At 49.2% G+C, this 16,482-nt stretch carries 15 protein-coding genes and 1 pseudogene; 7 read left to right on the plus strand and 9 right to left on the minus strand.

Annotation, left to right across the window (positions count from 1 at the left end):
• Positions 1–66: 66 nt before the first annotated feature.
• The gene (locus ACYVGO_RS11845; protein WP_460969443.1) at positions 67–609 is read left to right on the plus strand and encodes an REP-associated tyrosine transposase; all 543 of its coding nucleotides are present in this window, start codon (positions 67–69) and stop codon (positions 607–609) included.
• A 42-nt stretch (positions 610–651) separates the two neighbouring features.
• Here the strand turns inward: ACYVGO_RS11845 and ACYVGO_RS11850 are convergent, their stop codons facing one another.
• From ACYVGO_RS11850 to ACYVGO_RS11860, 3 genes are all read right to left on the minus strand, one after another.
• A complete protein-coding gene (locus ACYVGO_RS11850; protein WP_460969444.1) occupies positions 652–1,038 on the minus strand; it encodes a DUF4267 domain-containing protein in 387 nt (128 codons plus the stop codon).
• Positions 1,039–1,111: 73 nt separating this feature from the next.
• Positions 1,112–1,702 carry a Crp/Fnr family transcriptional regulator gene (locus ACYVGO_RS11855; protein WP_460969445.1) on the minus strand — a complete coding sequence of 197 codons (591 nt, stop codon included), beginning with the start codon at positions 1,700–1,702 and terminating at the stop codon, positions 1,112–1,114.
• 49 nt (positions 1,703–1,751) lie between these two features.
• Positions 1,752–3,650 (minus strand): AAA domain-containing protein, encoded by a 1,899-nt coding sequence (locus tag ACYVGO_RS11860; protein WP_460969447.1) that lies wholly within the window; start codon positions 3,648–3,650, stop codon positions 1,752–1,754.
• Positions 3,651–4,112: 462 nt separating this feature from the next.
• On the opposite strand from ACYVGO_RS11860, the gene ACYVGO_RS11865 reads away from it, so the two are divergent.
• Together ACYVGO_RS11865 and ACYVGO_RS11870 are read left to right on the plus strand one after the other, a co-directional pair.
• A complete protein-coding gene (locus ACYVGO_RS11865; protein ID WP_460969448.1) occupies positions 4,113–5,570 on the plus strand; it encodes a serine hydrolase domain-containing protein in 1,458 nt (485 codons plus the stop codon).
• Between the two features lie 185 nt (positions 5,571–5,755).
• A complete protein-coding gene (locus tag ACYVGO_RS11870) occupies positions 5,756–8,458 on the plus strand; it encodes a M14 family metallopeptidase (protein WP_460969449.1) in 2,703 nt (900 codons plus the stop codon).
• A gap of 42 nt (positions 8,459–8,500) precedes the next feature.
• Here the strand turns inward: ACYVGO_RS11870 and ACYVGO_RS11875 are convergent, their stop codons facing one another.
• Entirely contained in the window at positions 8,501–8,737 is a 237-nt protein-coding gene (locus tag ACYVGO_RS11875; protein ID WP_460969450.1) for a DUF3820 family protein, read from the minus strand.
• Positions 8,738–8,903: 166 nt separating this feature from the next.
• On the minus strand, positions 8,904–9,932 hold the full coding sequence (locus ACYVGO_RS11880) for a S66 peptidase family protein (RefSeq protein ID WP_460969451.1): 1,029 nt from the start codon (positions 9,930–9,932) through the stop codon (positions 8,904–8,906).
• 149 nt (positions 9,933–10,081) lie between these two features.
• Between ACYVGO_RS11880 and ACYVGO_RS11885 the strand changes: the two genes are divergently transcribed.
• The 3 genes from ACYVGO_RS11885 to ACYVGO_RS11895 all read left to right on the plus strand — a co-directional run bounded on the left by ACYVGO_RS11885 (position 10,082) and on the right by ACYVGO_RS11895 (position 13,006).
• Entirely contained in the window at positions 10,082–10,639 is a 558-nt protein-coding gene (locus ACYVGO_RS11885) for a DinB family protein (RefSeq protein WP_460969452.1), read from the plus strand.
• Positions 10,640–10,807: 168 nt separating this feature from the next.
• Positions 10,808–12,175, plus strand: coding sequence for a DUF4403 family protein (locus ACYVGO_RS11890; protein WP_460969453.1), 1,368 nt, complete (start codon positions 10,808–10,810; stop codon positions 12,173–12,175).
• Between the two features lie 57 nt (positions 12,176–12,232).
• The gene (locus tag ACYVGO_RS11895; protein ID WP_460969454.1) at positions 12,233–13,006 is read left to right on the plus strand and encodes a M90 family metallopeptidase; all 774 of its coding nucleotides are present in this window, start codon (positions 12,233–12,235) and stop codon (positions 13,004–13,006) included.
• Between the two features lie 261 nt (positions 13,007–13,267).
• Here the strand turns inward: ACYVGO_RS11895 and ACYVGO_RS11900 are convergent.
• Positions 13,268–13,444: pseudogene (locus ACYVGO_RS11900) on the minus strand (amidohydrolase family protein); the annotation flags it as partial.
• A 113-nt stretch (positions 13,445–13,557) separates the two neighbouring features.
• Here ACYVGO_RS11900 and ACYVGO_RS11905 point away from each other — a divergent pair.
• On the plus strand, positions 13,558–14,217 hold the full coding sequence (locus ACYVGO_RS11905; RefSeq protein WP_460969455.1) for a Rossmann-fold NAD(P)-binding domain-containing protein: 660 nt from the start codon (positions 13,558–13,560) through the stop codon (positions 14,215–14,217).
• Between the two features lie 96 nt (positions 14,218–14,313).
• Here ACYVGO_RS11905 and ACYVGO_RS11910 read toward each other — a convergent pair whose 3' ends face one another.
• The 3 genes from ACYVGO_RS11910 to ACYVGO_RS11920 all read right to left on the minus strand — a co-directional run bounded on the left by ACYVGO_RS11910 (position 14,314) and on the right by ACYVGO_RS11920 (position 16,439).
• Positions 14,314–14,670, minus strand: a complete 357-nt coding sequence (locus tag ACYVGO_RS11910; RefSeq protein WP_460969456.1) for a YciI family protein — start codon at positions 14,668–14,670, stop codon at positions 14,314–14,316.
• 233 nt (positions 14,671–14,903) lie between these two features.
• Positions 14,904–15,677, minus strand: a complete 774-nt coding sequence (locus ACYVGO_RS11915; protein ID WP_460969457.1) for a helix-turn-helix domain-containing protein — start codon at positions 15,675–15,677, stop codon at positions 14,904–14,906.
• 24 nt (positions 15,678–15,701) lie between these two features.
• Positions 15,702–16,439 (minus strand): hypothetical protein, encoded by a 738-nt coding sequence (locus tag ACYVGO_RS11920; RefSeq protein WP_460969458.1) that lies wholly within the window; start codon positions 16,437–16,439, stop codon positions 15,702–15,704.
• Positions 16,440–16,482: the final 43 nt, after the last annotated feature.

The following is a 16,482-nucleotide window of genomic DNA, read 5'->3' on the forward strand; positions in this document are numbered from 1 at the left end:
TTCGCCGAGTGTGTCCTATCATAGGGCCTCCGGCCCGTAAATCACTACTATTAAAACCTAAAAAACATGTCTGAATTTTTAAAAGCTAATACAGAAGATGCACCCTACTTTATCACGTTAACAACTGTAGGTTGGATAGACATCTTCACTCGGCAAACGTATTGCTATGAGCTTATCAAAAACTTACAGTTTTGCCAGCAGGAACGTGGCTTAGAAATTTACGCGTACGTCATTATGTCAAGTCATATCCACATGATTGTTCGGCGGCAGGTACAACATGGCTTATTGAGTAATCTGCTACGAGATTTCAAAAGTGCGACGGCCAAAAAGCTCATCAAGTTGATTGATGAAAATCCCGAAGAAAGTCGAAAGGGATGGCTGATGCATTTGTTCAAGTATTATGCAAACGTTGAAAAACAAAATCGTGAGCTTATGTTCTGGCAAAAGACATCGCACCCGATGGAGCTTTTTTCCAGGAAAATGATTGACCAGAAACTCAGCTATATTCATTGGAATCCGGTGAAAGCGGGTATTGTTCTGGAGCCTCATCAATATTTGTTCAGCAGTGCCTGTCCTGAATCTCCATTGGTTGTTCTGGACGCTTATTGATACATGAAATACGGGGCAGATACGGGCCGGAGGCCCGTGTAACTAACCTTTCTGCCACAACAAAAAATAACCAACTATCCAGGCAGTTAACGCCGTCAGGCCATGAATCCAGGCCGTAGTTAACACTGCCGCTGGTGATGTCAGCACAATGATCATATCGCCAACCGGCGTCAACGATCCAATTAAAAACAGAGTAGCGAGGGGTTTGCGCCAACCCGCTATGGTGAACGCTGTGAAAAACAAGCCGGACGTCAGATCGCGAATGCCTTTAATGTAATGAAACGATTCATTCGGTTGGGCGTATAGGAGTCCGAATCCGAGTTCAGCCTGCTCGGGCAGGAGCAAAAAACGGCCGCCAATAAAGATAAGTGCGGCACCGAAGAAATAGCCGATGAGTTTGGCCCAGAGGGGCAGTTTTTCTGTAAGCATCGTTGTATGAATTAGTGACGCAACAAAGGTCCTAGTCCGTACAGACGTATGCATTCACCTAGGTGAAGATCGATCAATACTGTTTGCCCGCCCGCTGGGCCCGAATTCGACTGAGTGACTGCGGCTTAATCCCGACATACGAAGCGATAACGTATTGGGGCACTCGCTCCTGCAAATCGGGGAAACTGTGCAGAAACGTATCGTAGCGTTCTTCGGCGGTTTCTTTGTAAAACGAGGTAAGCTTTTGCAACATACCGACGAATAACTCCTCCGCAACCAGCCGCCCAAACTTTTGCCCTTCGTGCAGTCGATCATACAGCCGTTGGAGATTATCGTAACTGATAACCAGCAGCGAGGTATCTTCAATGGCCTGAATGAATCGAGTTGAAGGCGTCTTGGTTAGAAAGCTCTCGTAATTGCAGGTGAACTGCTGCTCGGGCGAGAAATCATACGTATGTTCCTGCCCGTCATCAAGAATATAATAACGCAACAGCCCCTGCGTCACAAACCCAACATGTCGACAAACATCGCCCGCTTGTAGAAAAAAATCATTAGCCGGTATATGCCGAGGTTCAAACAGCGAAGAAATGATCGACTCTTCCGCCTGAGGAACAGTTATCCAATGACGGATAGCTCGCGTTAATACTGTGTAGTCTGTGTTCATGGATTTCTATGGCGTCGATCTGGCGCGAGTATTCACTCGCGCCAGTAATTTACATCCACTCCCAGGCACTTTGGTACGCATCGAGCCCTTCAGAATACGCAATAAAATCAGCGTAAAACGGGAACCCGGCTAACGTAGCACTGTCGCCGACGATGATCAATTTCTTGCGGGCGCGAGTCATGGCTACGTTCATTCGGCGGATGTCGGATAGAAAACCAATTTCCCCTTCGGCATTGCTTCGGGTCATGGATATGTAGACAATATCCCGTTCCTGTCCCTGAAAACTATCAATCGTATTCACCGAGATTTTATCCCCATAAGTCAGCAAATCAGGGGCGCTCAACAACTGGTCTTTCAGAATATTTATCTGTTGTTTGTAGGGCGAAATGATAGCGATCGTCGGAAAGTCCTGTTTCGAATAGCGCGTGCTGAGGCCTTCTACCAATTGGGTTAAATGCTTGATCAACAGCGCGGCTTCTTCGGGATTTGTCGAACTGGTACCTTCCAGTTTTTCGTCGAAACCACAACCGGCGGTATCCACAAATACCAGGGATGTATCGCCATCGAACAACGAATGGCGGGCCACAGAAGCATGCGCTCGTACCTTGTTCTCGTAAAATACCTGCGACGAATAGCCCATGATGTGCTCGTGCATTCGGTATTGCTCGTCCAGTAGCGTAACCGCTTCGGGGTGCAGCGTCACGCATTTTTCGAGCAGGGTTGTACTCAAGCCTTTCCGGGCCGCTTCGGCCGATTTGATGGTGGGCGACAACTGGCAGTGATCGCCCGCTAACACAACTTTCTGCGCTTTCAGAATGGGTACCCAGCAGGCGGGTTCCAACGCCTGCCCAGCTTCATCAATCACAACCGTATGGTAGGTCAGATTCCGAACTGTATAATGATTTGCCCCAACCAATGTTGCCGTAATCACCTGTGCTTTTGCCACCAGATCATCAATAATGTACTGTTCCGAATTACCGACTTCCTTCATAATCCGGTGGGCCTCATCGAACAGGGCTTTGCGTTGATCACGTTCGGCTTTGCCAAAATTGCGCTTGTACTTATGCGCCATATTCTTGAACTCATTGGCCTGCTTTTTCAGTTTCTTGGCCTCCTTCATGTAGGGATGCTCGCTCATTTTATGATCCAGCGTTAGCGCCATTAATCGCTCCGATACACGAGCCGGATTGCCCACCCGAAGCACGTTTAGCCCTTCGTCGTGCAGCTTTTCACTCAGCAAATCGACGGCGGTATTGCTGGGGGCAACTACTAAAATCTTCTTATGATCCTGCGCGATCAGGGCTTTGATTGCCTGCACCAGCGTTGTGGTCTTGCCCGTACCTGGAGGCCCATGCACGATAGCCAGCTCATTGGCCGACAGTATTTTACCAACTGCCGAAACCTGACTGGGATTCAGTTTTGGTAAATGTAAGGTCGGGATTTCTGGATGGAAAGTAGGTGATTTCTCTCCGGTCAGAATCGAAATCAAACGGTTATCAGACTTCTCACCCAGGGCGTTAGCCTGTTTAAGGGCCTCCTCCATTTCGTTGTAGCTGTTATCATCGAACAGCACTTCAACGCCTAGTTTCCCATCCCGCGACCAGTCGGGCAGTTCATCTACCTTCAGGGTTATTTTGAGCCGATTGCCACTCTGGTGCGAAATCGTTCCTTCGACCCGGTCGGTTTTAGGGTCGTGATTACTAAAAAACACGGCGGGCATGCCAAATCGGAGCTGGTGCGGTATATCCTGATGCGTCGTCCGTTCAACTTCTACCGTCAGGTAATCACCCCGGCTCATTTCTGAACCCCGGATAGCGATTGGATACCAGGTTAATCCGTTGGCCCGACGTTCAGCAACGGAGGTTGTTTCGGTGAGTTTACGGTATTGAGTACGGTCTTCTTCTCGTTCAACCTTGAGTAAATCAAGCAGATTTTTAAAATAATCCATTCACAAAGGTAGCGACTTCGCGGGACTAGCCTTCCAGAATCCAACACATCGCAAGAAACTGGCATCCCGATATTTTCTATCAATAAAATTCAAATAGAGCAAATTTTACACTTCTTTTTCGCTTCTGTTTGGCTGCTTTTAGTCGATTCAAAGTGAAATTACAGTTGTTGTGCTTATACTTGTGTAGAATCTTCCAAAAGCTAGAATACAATCATGAATCGACTTTGTTGTCTGCTACTGATACTCCTATCAGTGTGCTCGTCTGCACAAACGCCAGATTCAACCTAGTTTAGAAATAACTACACGAAAAAGGAGCCAATGCGGGATAGCACGAGGTTGTTCTGCCTGTGAGCAAGTAACCTGTGTAGAGACGCAATCCCTTGCGTCTCCCTGACCGGATGGTTTTTGCTGACGCATGAGGAGACGCAAGGGATTGCGTCTCTACAAAACACCTTCCTCATTATGACCAAACCGCTTCTCTTACTCGCCTGCGCCCTACTAACCAGCCCTATATCTTTCGCGCAAGCCCCACCCGATACCCTGGCCGCCAAAGTCGATAAGCTATTTTCGGAATGGAACGGGACCGGACGCCCTGGCGCGGCTGTGGGTGTTGTGCATGGTGGCAAATTGATTTATGCCAAAGGTTTCGGCGATGCCGACATTGAAACGGGCGCGCCCATTACGCCCACAACGATTTTCCACGTAGCATCTGTCTCCAAGGAATTTACGGCTTATGGAATCGTGCTGCTGGCGCAGGAAGGCAAGCTTTCCCTTGATGATGATATTCACAAATATCTGCCCGAGGTGCCGGATTTTGGTCAGAAAATCACCATTCGCCACCTGATTCACCACACTAGTGGCCTGCGCGATCAGTGGGCTTTGCTGACCATGGCGGGTTGGGGTATGAGCGACGTGATTACCAAAGAGCACATTTTCAACCTCGTTCGGCGACAGAAAGAACTGAATTTCATACCCGGAGCCGAATCATTATACTGCAATACGGGCTATACGCTACTGGCCGAAATTGTGGCGCGTGTCGGTAAACAGCCCTTTCGGGAGTGGATGAAACAGAAGGTATTTACACCCCTGAGCATGAAAAATACGCTGTTCTACGACGATGATGAACGCATTGTAAAAGGCAGAGCCTATTCGTTTCATAGATCATTTGACATGTCGGCAGGTTTCTTTAAGAAAAGCGTACTCAGCTATGCCAACGCCGGAGCGACCAGTTTATTCACAACCGTAGAAGATCTGGCTAAATGGATCAATAATTTCAAGAATCCTACCATCGGCAATGCCGCCACGATGACACAAATGCTACAGCGTGGCCAGTTGACCAATGGAGATTCCATCCCCTATGCGTTTGCGCTGGTACACGGCACCCATAAAGGCGTAGCCTATTACGGTCACAACGGGGCCGACGCCGGTTTCCGATCCAGCATCAGCTATTTCCCAAAAGAAGATTATGGGTTCATTGTGCTAAGCAATCAGGCCGAAGCGAATCCGACCGCCAAAGTACTGGAAATGGCCGACCTGTATCTGGCACCTTATCTACAGAAAACCAAAGAGGCTCCAGCTCCACCCAAACCAGCCACAACGGATACCAAGTCCGATAAGATCGTAAACGCGGACTATATCGGTCGGTATTACAGCCCGGAATTAGAAACGATTTACACCATCCGGCAGAAGGGTGATGCGCTCGAACTGGTGCATGTGCATCATGGCGAGGTAGCGCTGAAGCCTGTCGATAAAGACAAATTCTCGACAGGCTGGTGGTTTGCCTCAACGATCGACGCTGTCCGAAATCCCAAAAATGCCGTTGCCGGTCTGCGTATCTCCAACGGTCGTGTTCGGAACCTGTGGTTGATGCGTTTGCCCGATGGTTTCGACGCCGACAAGCCGCCTGTGGCGGGGAAATGACCCGTGTAGCCGTGATGTCAGGTTCTTCAACCTGACACGTGAGGTTTCTCAAAACCTAACGGTGCGAATAGTAGGTTTTGAGAAACCTCACGTGTCGGTTAGAGTAACCGACACCACGGCATACCACAGCAGAACGCATCACACTCCATCAACATTACCATCTTTACAACCTGAACTATACATCAATGAACATCCCCCCACTGTATGCCCTAAAACATATTTCCCTCCTGACCATAGGCTGTTGCTGGCTAACAGCCTCATCCGTTATAGCCCAGCAAAAACCCATTCCCAAACCCGAAGAAACGCTTGGGTTTCCGGTAGGCGCTGATTTCCATCTGGCTACCTACGAGCAATCGCTGGCCTATTTTAAGAAACTCGATGAAGCCAGCGATATGGTCAAACTGGTGCATGTCGGCGAAACCTCAGAAGGTCGCCCCTGGTATTTTGCCCTGATTTCCTCGAAGAAAAATCTCGATAACATCGACAAATACCGGGCTATTGCGCAACGACTGGCGCACCCGGCCGGACTTACCGACGACGAAGCCAAAAAGCTGTCGATGGAAGGAAAACCGTTGGTACATATTGATGGCGGTTTGCACGCATCCGAAGTGGCAGGGGCACAACACACCATTTCGCTGGCCTACGACATGCTCAGCAAAGCCGACGACCCCAAGATCAGGAACATTCTGGATAATGTGATTCTGCTACTCTGGCCGTCGCTCAACCCCGACGGCCAGACGATGATTGGCGATTGGTACAAATCAAATGTGGGCACGCCTTTCGAGGTGGCTCCTCCCCCGTTCTTGTACCAGAAATACGTTGGCCATGACAACAACCGCGACGCCTACATGCTCAACATGATCGAGTCGCGGGTGGTGGCGCGTACCTGGCGCGAGTGGGAGCCGAATATCATTTTTGTGCACCACCAAACCTCGCCTTTCCCAACACGCATCTGGTTGCCACCCTTTGCCGAACCGATTGCGTCGCAAACACCGCCTATCATTGCCCGAGAAGTGAATATGATCGGGATGGCGATGGCGCAGGCACTGGAAAGTAACGGCCAAAAGGGAGCCACGCACATGGGCACGGGCTTCGATGCCTGGTATCCCGGCTATATCGATTACATGCCCGTGCTGCAAAACATTCCGGCTTTCTGGACCGAAACGGCTTTATACAACTACGCGACCCCCCATTTTTACACCGTTCGCGATTTTCCGCAGGACAAAAAAGAGTTCCGGGTCGAGTCGTTGTATTCCAGTCCGTGGCCCGGTGGCTGGTGGCGCATCAGTGATGCGATGGCGTACATGGAAACGGCCTCCCTGGCCACGCTCGATTATGCCGCCAAATACGGTGATGTGCTTCTGTACAACCGCTACCAATCGGGGCGAAACACGATCAAAAAATACGAACAGGAACCTCCTTATGCGTACTTTATTCCGCAAAAACAACGCGATCCTGCCCGACCCGCAGAGCTTCTCCGTCGATTAGCGTTTCACGGAATTCGCATTGGTCAGCTCTCGAAAGATGTTGCCTTTGACGGACGGAATTACGCTAAAGGAACCTGGGTGATACCCATGAATCAGGAATACGGTGAATTGACCAAACAACTGCTCGATGTACAGGCGTACCCCGATTTGCGCGAATTTCCCGGCGGCCCACCTGAACAACCGTATGATGCCGCCGGCTGGACACTTCCCCTGCAATTTGAACTGAATGTAATCCCAGCCATAACCCCTTTATCTGACGAGCTGAAAAGCGCTATTCAGCTAGTAAACGGAACGGGTAAAGACTGGAAAACCGATGATAAGAAGGATGCAACTCCAGCGGATTTTGTAACAGGCATCGGCTTTGACACGAACCCGGTTTCGGCGGGGATTAAAACCCCAGAAGGAAAACTAACAGGTACGGGCGCGGTGGTGTTGGTCAATCCGGCCGAAAATAATGCGTTTAAAGTAATTACCCGATCATTGAAAGCAGACGCGTCGGTCAAATTCAATAAGGAGAACCAACGGTATGCTATCAGCGGGCTGGCCAGAACAACCTTGGAGTCCTGGATTAAGGACTTAGGCGTCACCGCAGAACTGACCGCTAACACGGCCGGGGCAACGGTGAAACCCCGCATTGCCATTTACAAACCCTGGACCGCCAGCATGGACGAAGGCTGGTCGCAGTGGATTCTGGAGCAGTTCGAATTCCCGTTTGTCGTCATCAACAATACCAACGTGCTGGCCAGCGACCTCAGCGACCGTTTCGACGTAATCCTGATGGCGTCCGATCGGCCCCGGAACATCAAAGATGGTTTCGCGAAAGGAGCCGTGCCGCCCGCTTACGAAGGTGGGTTAGGAACTCTGGGGGCTGCGAACCTGGCCAATTTTGTAAACCAGGGTGGAACGCTCGTCTGCCTGAATGAGAGCAGCGATTACGCCATTGAAGCGCTCCACTTACCCGTGAAAAACGTTGTGGCGGGTGTCAATCCTAAAGACTTCTTCACGGGCGGTTCGATACTGGAAGTAGAAACCGATCCCACGCATCCGGTCATGGCCGGTATGCCTACCCGAGCCGCTGTTTTTGTGGACGATAGTCCCGTTTTTACAACCCTTGAGGGTTTCAAAGGCCAGGCTTTGGCCAAGTTTGCCACGAGTGGTTCGCCCTTGCGGTCAGGTTATTTGCTGGGTGAAAAGTATTTACAAGGCTATGCCGCTTCGCTGGATGTAAAACAGGGCAAGGGGCACGTCATTCTGCATGGTTTCCGACCTCAGTGGCGTGGGCAACCGTTGGGAACCTATCGGGTACTGCTTAATTCAGTGCTGTACGGTGGTGAGATCACCAGAGGCACATACGGAACGCCGGAGTTCTGGAAAGCTCCCGCGGTAGCAGTGAAGCCGTAAGTGAACTGGGTGGCGTTCAGTGTTTCGGGCTGTCGCTCCCAGTCAGAGACTACGCCGAACACCATCCAGCAAATACTCTAATCCATTCAGCTTGATTTCGTACATGGTTTGCAGCAACATGCCCAGCTTGCCAGCCGGAAAACCTTTTTGTACGAACCACTCCAAATACGAAATGGGTAACGACTTGATCAGATGCCCTTTGTACTTGCCAAAGGGCATCTGATAGTGGAGTAATTCTTTTAACAGTTCGGGGTTGCCGTGGGCTGGTTCTATTGCCATGTTTCGTTCTCTTCGCGTTCTCGCTTGGCTACGCCGAGTGAGGACTATTCTTTCAAGGGCCTCTGGCCCGTTTGATACAATTATTGTACTTCTCCGGCCAGAGGCCGTTAAACCAATAGCCCCCACTCGGCGTAGCCAAGCGAGAACTAACCTTCAGAACATCTAATTAGCTCACTGCCGATTCCAGCAGTCTTATCGTACCCGCCGTGGCGTCAATTTCGGTGTCGATGCCCAAAGGAACGGTAAATTTATCACGAATATGGCCAATCATGGCTCCCGAATAAGCCGGTTTGTTTAATGGAATAATATGCTCGGTGAGCACATCATCTAATGTCAACGAGCCGTAGCCACCGCTTCCGGGGCCACATTCGCTGCATTTACCGAAAACGAATCCCGAAATCTGATCCAGAATACCCGCCAGTTTGAGGTGCGTCAACATTCGATCCATGCGGTAAACGTCCTCGTGCGTGTCTTCAACAAACAAGATCGTGTTTTTCCAATCGGGCAGATACGACGAACCAACCAGATGACTCAATACAGTCAGGTTACCCCCTACGAGTCGACCACGAGCCAGACCCGGATGAATCGTGGTGATTCGATTCTCAACCTGCGTCAGGTTATCGCCTTTTTCGGTGGGGTTGCGCATGGTTACCAGCTCGCCTTCGATCAGTACCCGCTTGAACCAGTCAACCGTGTACGCATTGAACGTCGCGGACCCAACAGGCCCATGCATCGTCACCAGGCCGGTTTTGGCATAAATGGCCAGCAGCAAGGCCGTAATATCGCTATAGCCAATCAGAATTTTCGGATTGCGTTGAATCAGGTTGTAGTCAAGCAGAGGGAGCAATCGGGCGCAGCCCCAACCGCCATGAATCGCCATGACCGCCTTAATACGTTGGTCATCGAACAGCGCATGTAAATCCGAAGCGCGGTCGGCATCTCGTCCGGCGAGGTAGCCGTAGCGGTCGTAGATGTGCGGGCCCAGTTTCGTTTGGAACCCAAGCGCAGCCAGTGACTCTTGCGCAATCTTCACCGTTTCCTGACTGTAGGCTGGTGCCGCCGGACAAAATAGCCCAATCGTATCACCGGGTTTCAAGCGATTAGGCTTTATAAGCGCAGGTGCCGACTGGGTGTCGGTTAACGACAGAAAAGGTGCCAGCGTCGTGGCCTGAAGGAATGAACGACGTGAAGACATCGGCTATAAAAAGGTTCGTCAGTTGCTGAAAGATAGCGGAAAACAGGCTATCGGTCAAGCGAACAAAGTAGCTTGGCGATCCATCTACCTTTTAGGTTGATAACGAAAGACTTACTTTCAATCTGACTACCAAACCAACCAAACTAGCTATGCTAACCAAAACACATTTACGATTCGTACGCTTCGTTTTCGCTTTCCTGAGTCTGCTTGGGGCATTATCTACGGTCCAGGCGGCTGCTCCCATGACAACCATCTCGCAACTAACTGCCGATTGGCAGCGTGCCAAAGAGTACACGAAAGAGTATCTGGATGCGATGCCAGAAGATGGCGTAAACTTCAAACCAACTCCCGAAATTCGGAGCTTTGCCGAGCAGATGTTGCACCTGTCGGCAGCTAACTACAATTTTGGTGCATTGGCCAGTGGCAAACCGAATCCGATGCAGGGTAAAAAACTGGAAGAAATGGCTGAGTTTAAAACCAAAGCCGCTCTCACCAAAGCGGTTATGGACAGCTACGATTTCATGATCGACGCCGTGAAAGGCATGACCGATGCGCAATTGGGGGAATCGGTGAAAATGGGACAGCGAGAAATGACGAAAGAAGTCGTTCTGTCGAAAGCCTTTGAACACCAAACCCACCATCGGGGACAATGCACTATCTACATTCGGATGAAAGGCGTTAAGCCACCGCAAGAAAAATTGTTTTAATCACAAAAACGATGAAGGCCCGCCACTAGCGGGCCTTCATCGTTTTAACGTATAGCGTACCAAGTGGAAAGGGTAGCCGACGAAAACATCCACAACAAAACATCGGTTATTAGCTAACCTGCCTACACTGACAATTTGGTTTGCAGCCAATTGGTTATTTTCCAGTTAATGAGAACACCACCATCACACTGTTATTTCATTGCGCTGAGCCTTTTGGGACTACTGACACAATGCCAGACAAAAAAGCCCGATGCGCCCAAAGCCGAGGGGTTTGACCCACCCATTCCACAAACGATGTCGTATGTGGCCGGACCAATTACGTTTCAGTTAACGGAATTACAGGAGAAAATCAATAAGGAACTTGACCCGGTATTGGTGGGTAATCAGTCGAAAGACGGCAAAACGAAAGGAATTATTTCGTTTCGTGTCAAACGCCTGGGTCCCGTTCATGTTGAATACGCCGATCAGCAGATAAAACTCTCGGCACCCCTACAAATGTGGCTCACAAAACCGTTCAGCCGGGATACGACTCCGCCTAAAAATCCTTTTTGTGCCATAAATGTCAATTTCAAAAGTCCACTGAGCGTTACGCCCAATTGGCGACTAGCCAGCCATACAAACTTCACAAATTATACGTGGATTGTTCAACCCAAAGTTCTCGGCTTTTCGCTGACGCAACTGGTTCAGAACCTGCTGGAAAAGCATAAGACGGCAATCGAAATGGCCATTGATTCGGCGGTTTATAAGGAGTTACGACTCGATAAAATGGTGGCTCCCATCTGGCATGATATGCAAACTCCGCTGCTGATTGACAAGGATTACGGTCTGTGGCTAACTCCCCGGCCCGTCAGTGTTGTGGCTGGTCCGGTGAGTGGCGATGGGAAACAATTAACCACGCCTGTTCGGATTGCTTTGGAAACGAAAACGGAGCTAAAGCCAACGTCGCCCGTACACGCGCGGACACCGTTACCATTGTTACAAAAGCGAGACGAAGTTTCACAACTATCGGATTTGCACCTCATGAGTTTTATCCCCTACGCCGACATTAACCGGATGCTGGAACTGACCGTTCAAAACAAGAAACTGGCGCTGGGCAGCCTGACGATAAAGCATATATCGGTCTATGGAGGGCAACATTCCCTGATCGTAAAAGCTGATCTGGATGGACTTATGGACGGAACCGTTTATTTACGCGGCAAACCTACTTTTGACACCTTAACCAATACCCTAAAAATCAACAATTTAGATTTCGATGCAGCATCGGGGAATATTCTATCAAAAAGCACAGGAGCGGTATGGCACGATGGGTTACGCAACTTACTGGAAAAGTTGCTGATCATCCGTTTAGGCGATGACATTGCCAAGTTGCCCCAGACAATCAACCAGGCTTTTGAAAAAGGGGGAGCTGGCAAGAAAACGGATCTGGGTATAAAATCTTTTCGGTTCACACCCCAGAAAATAGCGATTCGGCCCGATGGCATTCAGGCATTGATTAATGTAGAATCAAAAGTCCTATTGAAGGTAAATCAGTTATAAACGTTGCTCGAACGCTGGCGCGAGCATTGGCTCGTGCCAGCGAAAACCAAACACAACATGATTGTTCTGATCAGTATACTAGTATTGATAATTGGCTGGTTTGGCTGGCAGTATCTACAACGGAAGCAGGTAGATGAACAACCTTTACCGACCAACTATCCGCAATTATTACAAGCGCATGTATCCTATTATCAGGATTTGAGTGCGGAAAGAAAAAAGGTATTTGAGGATCGGGTCAATCAGTTTCTGAACCATATCAAAATTGAAGGGGTAGGTACAACGGTCAATGATCTCGATAAAGTTTTAGTAGCCAGTAGTGCCATCATCCCTATCTTCGGCTTCGACGACTGGTATTACCCACTAACGAATGTGCTGCTCTACGAAGGCAGCTTCAACGCCGATTACCAGACTACCGGAGAGGGCCGAAATATTCTGGGTATGGTCGGCGAAGGTGGTGCCTTGCAAAGTACAATGGTGCTATCGAAACCAGCATTGCACGAGGGTTTTGCTAACGAAAGCAGCAAAGGCAATACAGGTATCCATGAATTTGTGCATCTGCTCGATAAAGTTGATGGTGCCACGGATGGCTTACCAGAATACCTTTTGACAAAAGACCACATTAAACCGTGGCTGCAACTGATTCATAAGAGCATCAACGACATCAAAGCCAATCACTCGGATATCAACCCCTACGGCATCACCAACGAAGCGGAGTTCTTCGCCGTCGTATCCGAGTATTTCTTCAAACGTCCTGATTTATTACAGGAAAAACACCCGGAACTGTTCGCAAGGCTGGAAGAGATTTTCCGCCAGAATCCGCTGGAAGAATAGGGTGCCGGTGCCAGCATTTGCCCGTGCCTTTTAACATAGTCAGCATTCGCTGACGTCCGTTCTCGCTTGGCTACGCCAAGTGAGTCCTATTATTTCAAGGGCCTCTGGCCCGTTTTTAACGTGTTACTCCGGCCAGAGGCCGTTAAAGCAATAGTCCTCACTCGGCGTAGCCAAGCGAGAACGTGAGAACGTGAAGCCTACACTAGTGAATACTGGTGAAAATGAAAAGGCACAAGCCAATGCTCGCGCTAGTTCACGACTCTACTGCTTCTCCAGCTTTTTCAACTCGTTCTGGATGTATGCTTTCGATAGCCAGTTCGTTCCCATCATCACCCCTTCAATATTTTTGGTTTGTGTGATGTCTGTCAACGGGTTGCCACTCAACAGCACCAGGTCCGACACGTTGCCGGTTTTGATCGTGCCCCAATCTGGTTTGTTGTGAACCTATTCGGGTTGGTTCTGATTTTGACTAATAGCCATCAGCTCGGTAAATTTATTCAATTCAGCACGAATAACCGACGAGTGTTAGCTTCTGTAAAACGATCTGCTTTATGAAAATCAACGCAATTATAACGGGTGCCACCGGCATGGTCGGCGAAGGTGTCCTAATGGAATGCCTGCAACATCCAGATGTGGAACAGGTGCTGGTGATCAACCGAAAACCGGGTGGCGTATCGCATCCCAAACTGAAAGAAATTATCCACAAGGACTTCTTCAATCTGAAACCCATCGAGAGTCAACTGAGTGGTTATAATGCCTGCTTTTTCTGTCTGGGGGTATCGTCCGTCGGCATGAAGGATGAAGAATACAAGCACATGACCTACGATCTGACCATGAACTTTGCCAATCTTCTGGCAAAACTCAACCCTGATCTGACCTTCGAGTATGTGTCGGGTGGTGGCACCGATAGTACGGAGAAAGGCCGTCTGGCGTGGGCGCGGGTAAAAGGGGCCACCGAAAATGCGCTGATGCGGCTATTCAAAAACGCGTATATGATGCGGCCGGGATTCATGAAAGCCACGCCCGGACAGAAAAACGTGAAGAGTTATTATAAATACCTGGACTGGCTATATCCTATTGGAAGAGCGCTTTACCCAGCAGGCTTTTCAACCTTGCAGGAACTGGCACTGGCCATGATCAAATCGGCGACGATTGGGTACGAAAAGCAAATTCTGGAGGTGAAGGACATTGTGGCCTTGGCGAAACGATAATATTTAAATAACCACAGAGGCACAGAGAACACAGAGAAAAAAAGAGTTTAATTTTTCTCTGTGTTCTCTGTGTCGCAACGGCGCACCGCTCTGTGGTTAACTATTTTTTAGTGGGAAAGGCCGATTTTGCACTTCCCTGACCTCAACGGTGGCGTCATAATCGAGGGTTGGGCAGGCTTTGGCCATTTCTACGGCCTCCTCCAGATTAGCCGCCAACACGCGAATGACACTGGACATTCGAAAATCAGCATCGGCCACAAACCCCTGACTAATGGTTCGCTCCGCCCCCGAAACCACAAATCCCGGCTGGGTAATCAGGCTACTTCCGACAAAAACTCCCTGCTCTGTCCATCGCTGAATCAGGTTGCCCCAATTTTCGGTATTGAGCGTTTGTTGCTCCGGTGTTAAGGTCTTCCCTATCCCGAATCGTATCAAAAAAACATACTCGTTCATGCTCGTTCTCGTTTTGTTTACGGCCTGGTTGGCTGATACAAAACTAGATGCATGAGCAAGCTGAGAATTGTAAAAAATCACTGACTTACATATAGAACCGCACCGGCGGACCGGCTGATTTTTATGATTCAAAAGATAAGTTATGATTTTATAAATAATTCGTAACAAAGCTATCTTATGACCGAAAGAAAATCGTAATCAATCATAACAATCAGCGTCATCTGCGTTCCTTTTCACCAATATCCTCCCGATTGAAAGAAAAGGTGAGGCACTTGCCCGGTAAACGTCCTGAAGTCTTTTATGAAATGAGCCTGATCAAAGTAGCCCGCCTGATGGGCGATTTCGGTAAGACTCTGCTCCGGCGAATACTGATTGATAACCGATCGTAGTCGTACGATTCTCGAAAACTGTTTCGGTGAGGTGCCTACCATTCGTCGGAACCGTTTCTCGAAAGGGTCCTGACTAATGGGCAGATCGGCCAGTAAGTCGTTGATACGAACAGTGCCTTTAGAAAGCTGGATCTGTTGAATGGCCTTTCTTATCAGCAGATCGGTTAACGTTTCATGCAGTCTGGATACCAGGAACTGCTCTACAATCGTAACTCGTTGTCGATTCGTTTTAGCTTCAGCCAACCGCTCCTCCAACTCGCTTACAGTCCGACGCGGAATAAGCTCTTCCAGGGCCGCACTAAGGCCAAACAATTCGTGCAAGGATTCTTTAAACAAGGCCGACGCGCCCCCTTCGTTGAAAATGACCAACAGTGTCGCTGTTTGTTGGGCATAGTCGACCAAACGCAATGAGTTTCGTAAGCCCGTTATCACCGCTGTTGGCATTGATGTTTTGCCCGTCCCTTCCGCATATCGAACGTTTCCTTTGTATCTGAACGCCATGACAATAGACGTGCCGGGCAATAGTTTATTAACCATCCCCTGTTCACTCTCAATGATCATGAACGTCTTGATAAATGGTCGCAGACGATCAACGGGCAGAAATCGCTCTGTTTTCATTTTCGCGTTTCAACTAGACAAGATTCACTCAATCACCGAGACAATAACGTAATTGTCGTTCCGGGTAATTCCATAGAGCACCTGTTTGTTTTTGCTGCTTCGGTCAATAGCAAACGCCTGCCCTTCGCTGAGGGTCGGAATGGTTTTCACATATTGCAGAGTATGTCCTCGCTCAGGAAGTTTTAGCACATACAGTTCGGGTTTATCGTGACCTGTGCAATAAATCAGGCCATCAGATCCCCAGGTTCCGCCCGATGTGCTATAAGGCGCAAAGGCTTGCAGCACATTCGCCGGAAATGCCCAGGACTCCAACTGCTGCCAATTCTCACTGAATTTAACGAGCGTGGTCCAGCGATTATCGCGCCCTTCGGCCATCGACTTGTTTGAGTAATTGGCAAAGGCTACCCACCAATAACCCTCATGAAAATCAGCCCAGGTCATAGAGCCAGGAAACAACCCAAAACTATGACTCCCAATGTGTCGAAGCGTTCGTGTATCGAAAATCTCAATAGAACTCGCCATGGGTACGTCGGGGTAATTCGAGTGGGTGCAATAGAGCTTCTGGCCAATCACGACCCCACTGTTCATGTGCTTTAACAGACCCGTCGTATCGCTCCAGGCCGCAACCTGCTTTCCGTCAGCTTTTGTATGTTTCGTCAGCGAATGGTTGTTAATAACGTAAAAATGTGCCTGATCGACAGCAACGCCCTGCTGCACCTGGGCTAATTGAAACCGACGAATTTCGGTCGCCTTCTGAGCCATACTTGCCATTGAACTAGTTAGATATAGCAATAAAATGGCTATT

Source organism: Spirosoma migulaei (assembly GCF_054776855.1).

Excerpts from the sequence above, each read along its gene's own strand:
- ACYVGO_RS11845 (WP_460969443.1), top strand. The coding sequence starts at position 67 with ATGTCTGAATTTTTAAAAGCTAATACAGAAGATGCACCCTACTTTATC.
- ACYVGO_RS11850 (WP_460969444.1), bottom strand. The coding sequence starts at position 1,038 with ATGCTTACAGAAAAACTGCCCCTCTGGGCCAAACTCATCGGCTATTTC.
- ACYVGO_RS11855 (WP_460969445.1), bottom strand. The coding sequence starts at position 1,702 with ATGAACACAGACTACACAGTATTAACGCGAGCTATCCGTCATTGGATA.
- ACYVGO_RS11860 (WP_460969447.1), bottom strand. The coding sequence starts at position 3,650 with ATGGATTATTTTAAAAATCTGCTTGATTTACTCAAGGTTGAACGAGAA.
- ACYVGO_RS11865 (WP_460969448.1), top strand. The coding sequence starts at position 4,113 with ATGACCAAACCGCTTCTCTTACTCGCCTGCGCCCTACTAACCAGCCCT.
- ACYVGO_RS11870 (WP_460969449.1), top strand. The coding sequence starts at position 5,756 with ATGAACATCCCCCCACTGTATGCCCTAAAACATATTTCCCTCCTGACC.
- ACYVGO_RS11875 (WP_460969450.1), bottom strand. The coding sequence starts at position 8,737 with ATGGCAATAGAACCAGCCCACGGCAACCCCGAACTGTTAAAAGAATTA.
- ACYVGO_RS11880 (WP_460969451.1), bottom strand. The coding sequence starts at position 9,932 with ATGTCTTCACGTCGTTCATTCCTTCAGGCCACGACGCTGGCACCTTTT.
- ACYVGO_RS11885 (WP_460969452.1), top strand. The coding sequence starts at position 10,082 with ATGCTAACCAAAACACATTTACGATTCGTACGCTTCGTTTTCGCTTTC.
- ACYVGO_RS11890 (WP_460969453.1), top strand. The coding sequence starts at position 10,808 with ATGAGAACACCACCATCACACTGTTATTTCATTGCGCTGAGCCTTTTG.
- ACYVGO_RS11895 (WP_460969454.1), top strand. The coding sequence starts at position 12,233 with ATGATTGTTCTGATCAGTATACTAGTATTGATAATTGGCTGGTTTGGC.
- ACYVGO_RS11905 (WP_460969455.1), top strand. The coding sequence starts at position 13,558 with ATGAAAATCAACGCAATTATAACGGGTGCCACCGGCATGGTCGGCGAA.
- ACYVGO_RS11910 (WP_460969456.1), bottom strand. The coding sequence starts at position 14,670 with ATGAACGAGTATGTTTTTTTGATACGATTCGGGATAGGGAAGACCTTA.
- ACYVGO_RS11915 (WP_460969457.1), bottom strand. The coding sequence starts at position 15,677 with ATGAAAACAGAGCGATTTCTGCCCGTTGATCGTCTGCGACCATTTATC.
- ACYVGO_RS11920 (WP_460969458.1), bottom strand. The coding sequence starts at position 16,439 with ATGGCTCAGAAGGCGACCGAAATTCGTCGGTTTCAATTAGCCCAGGTG.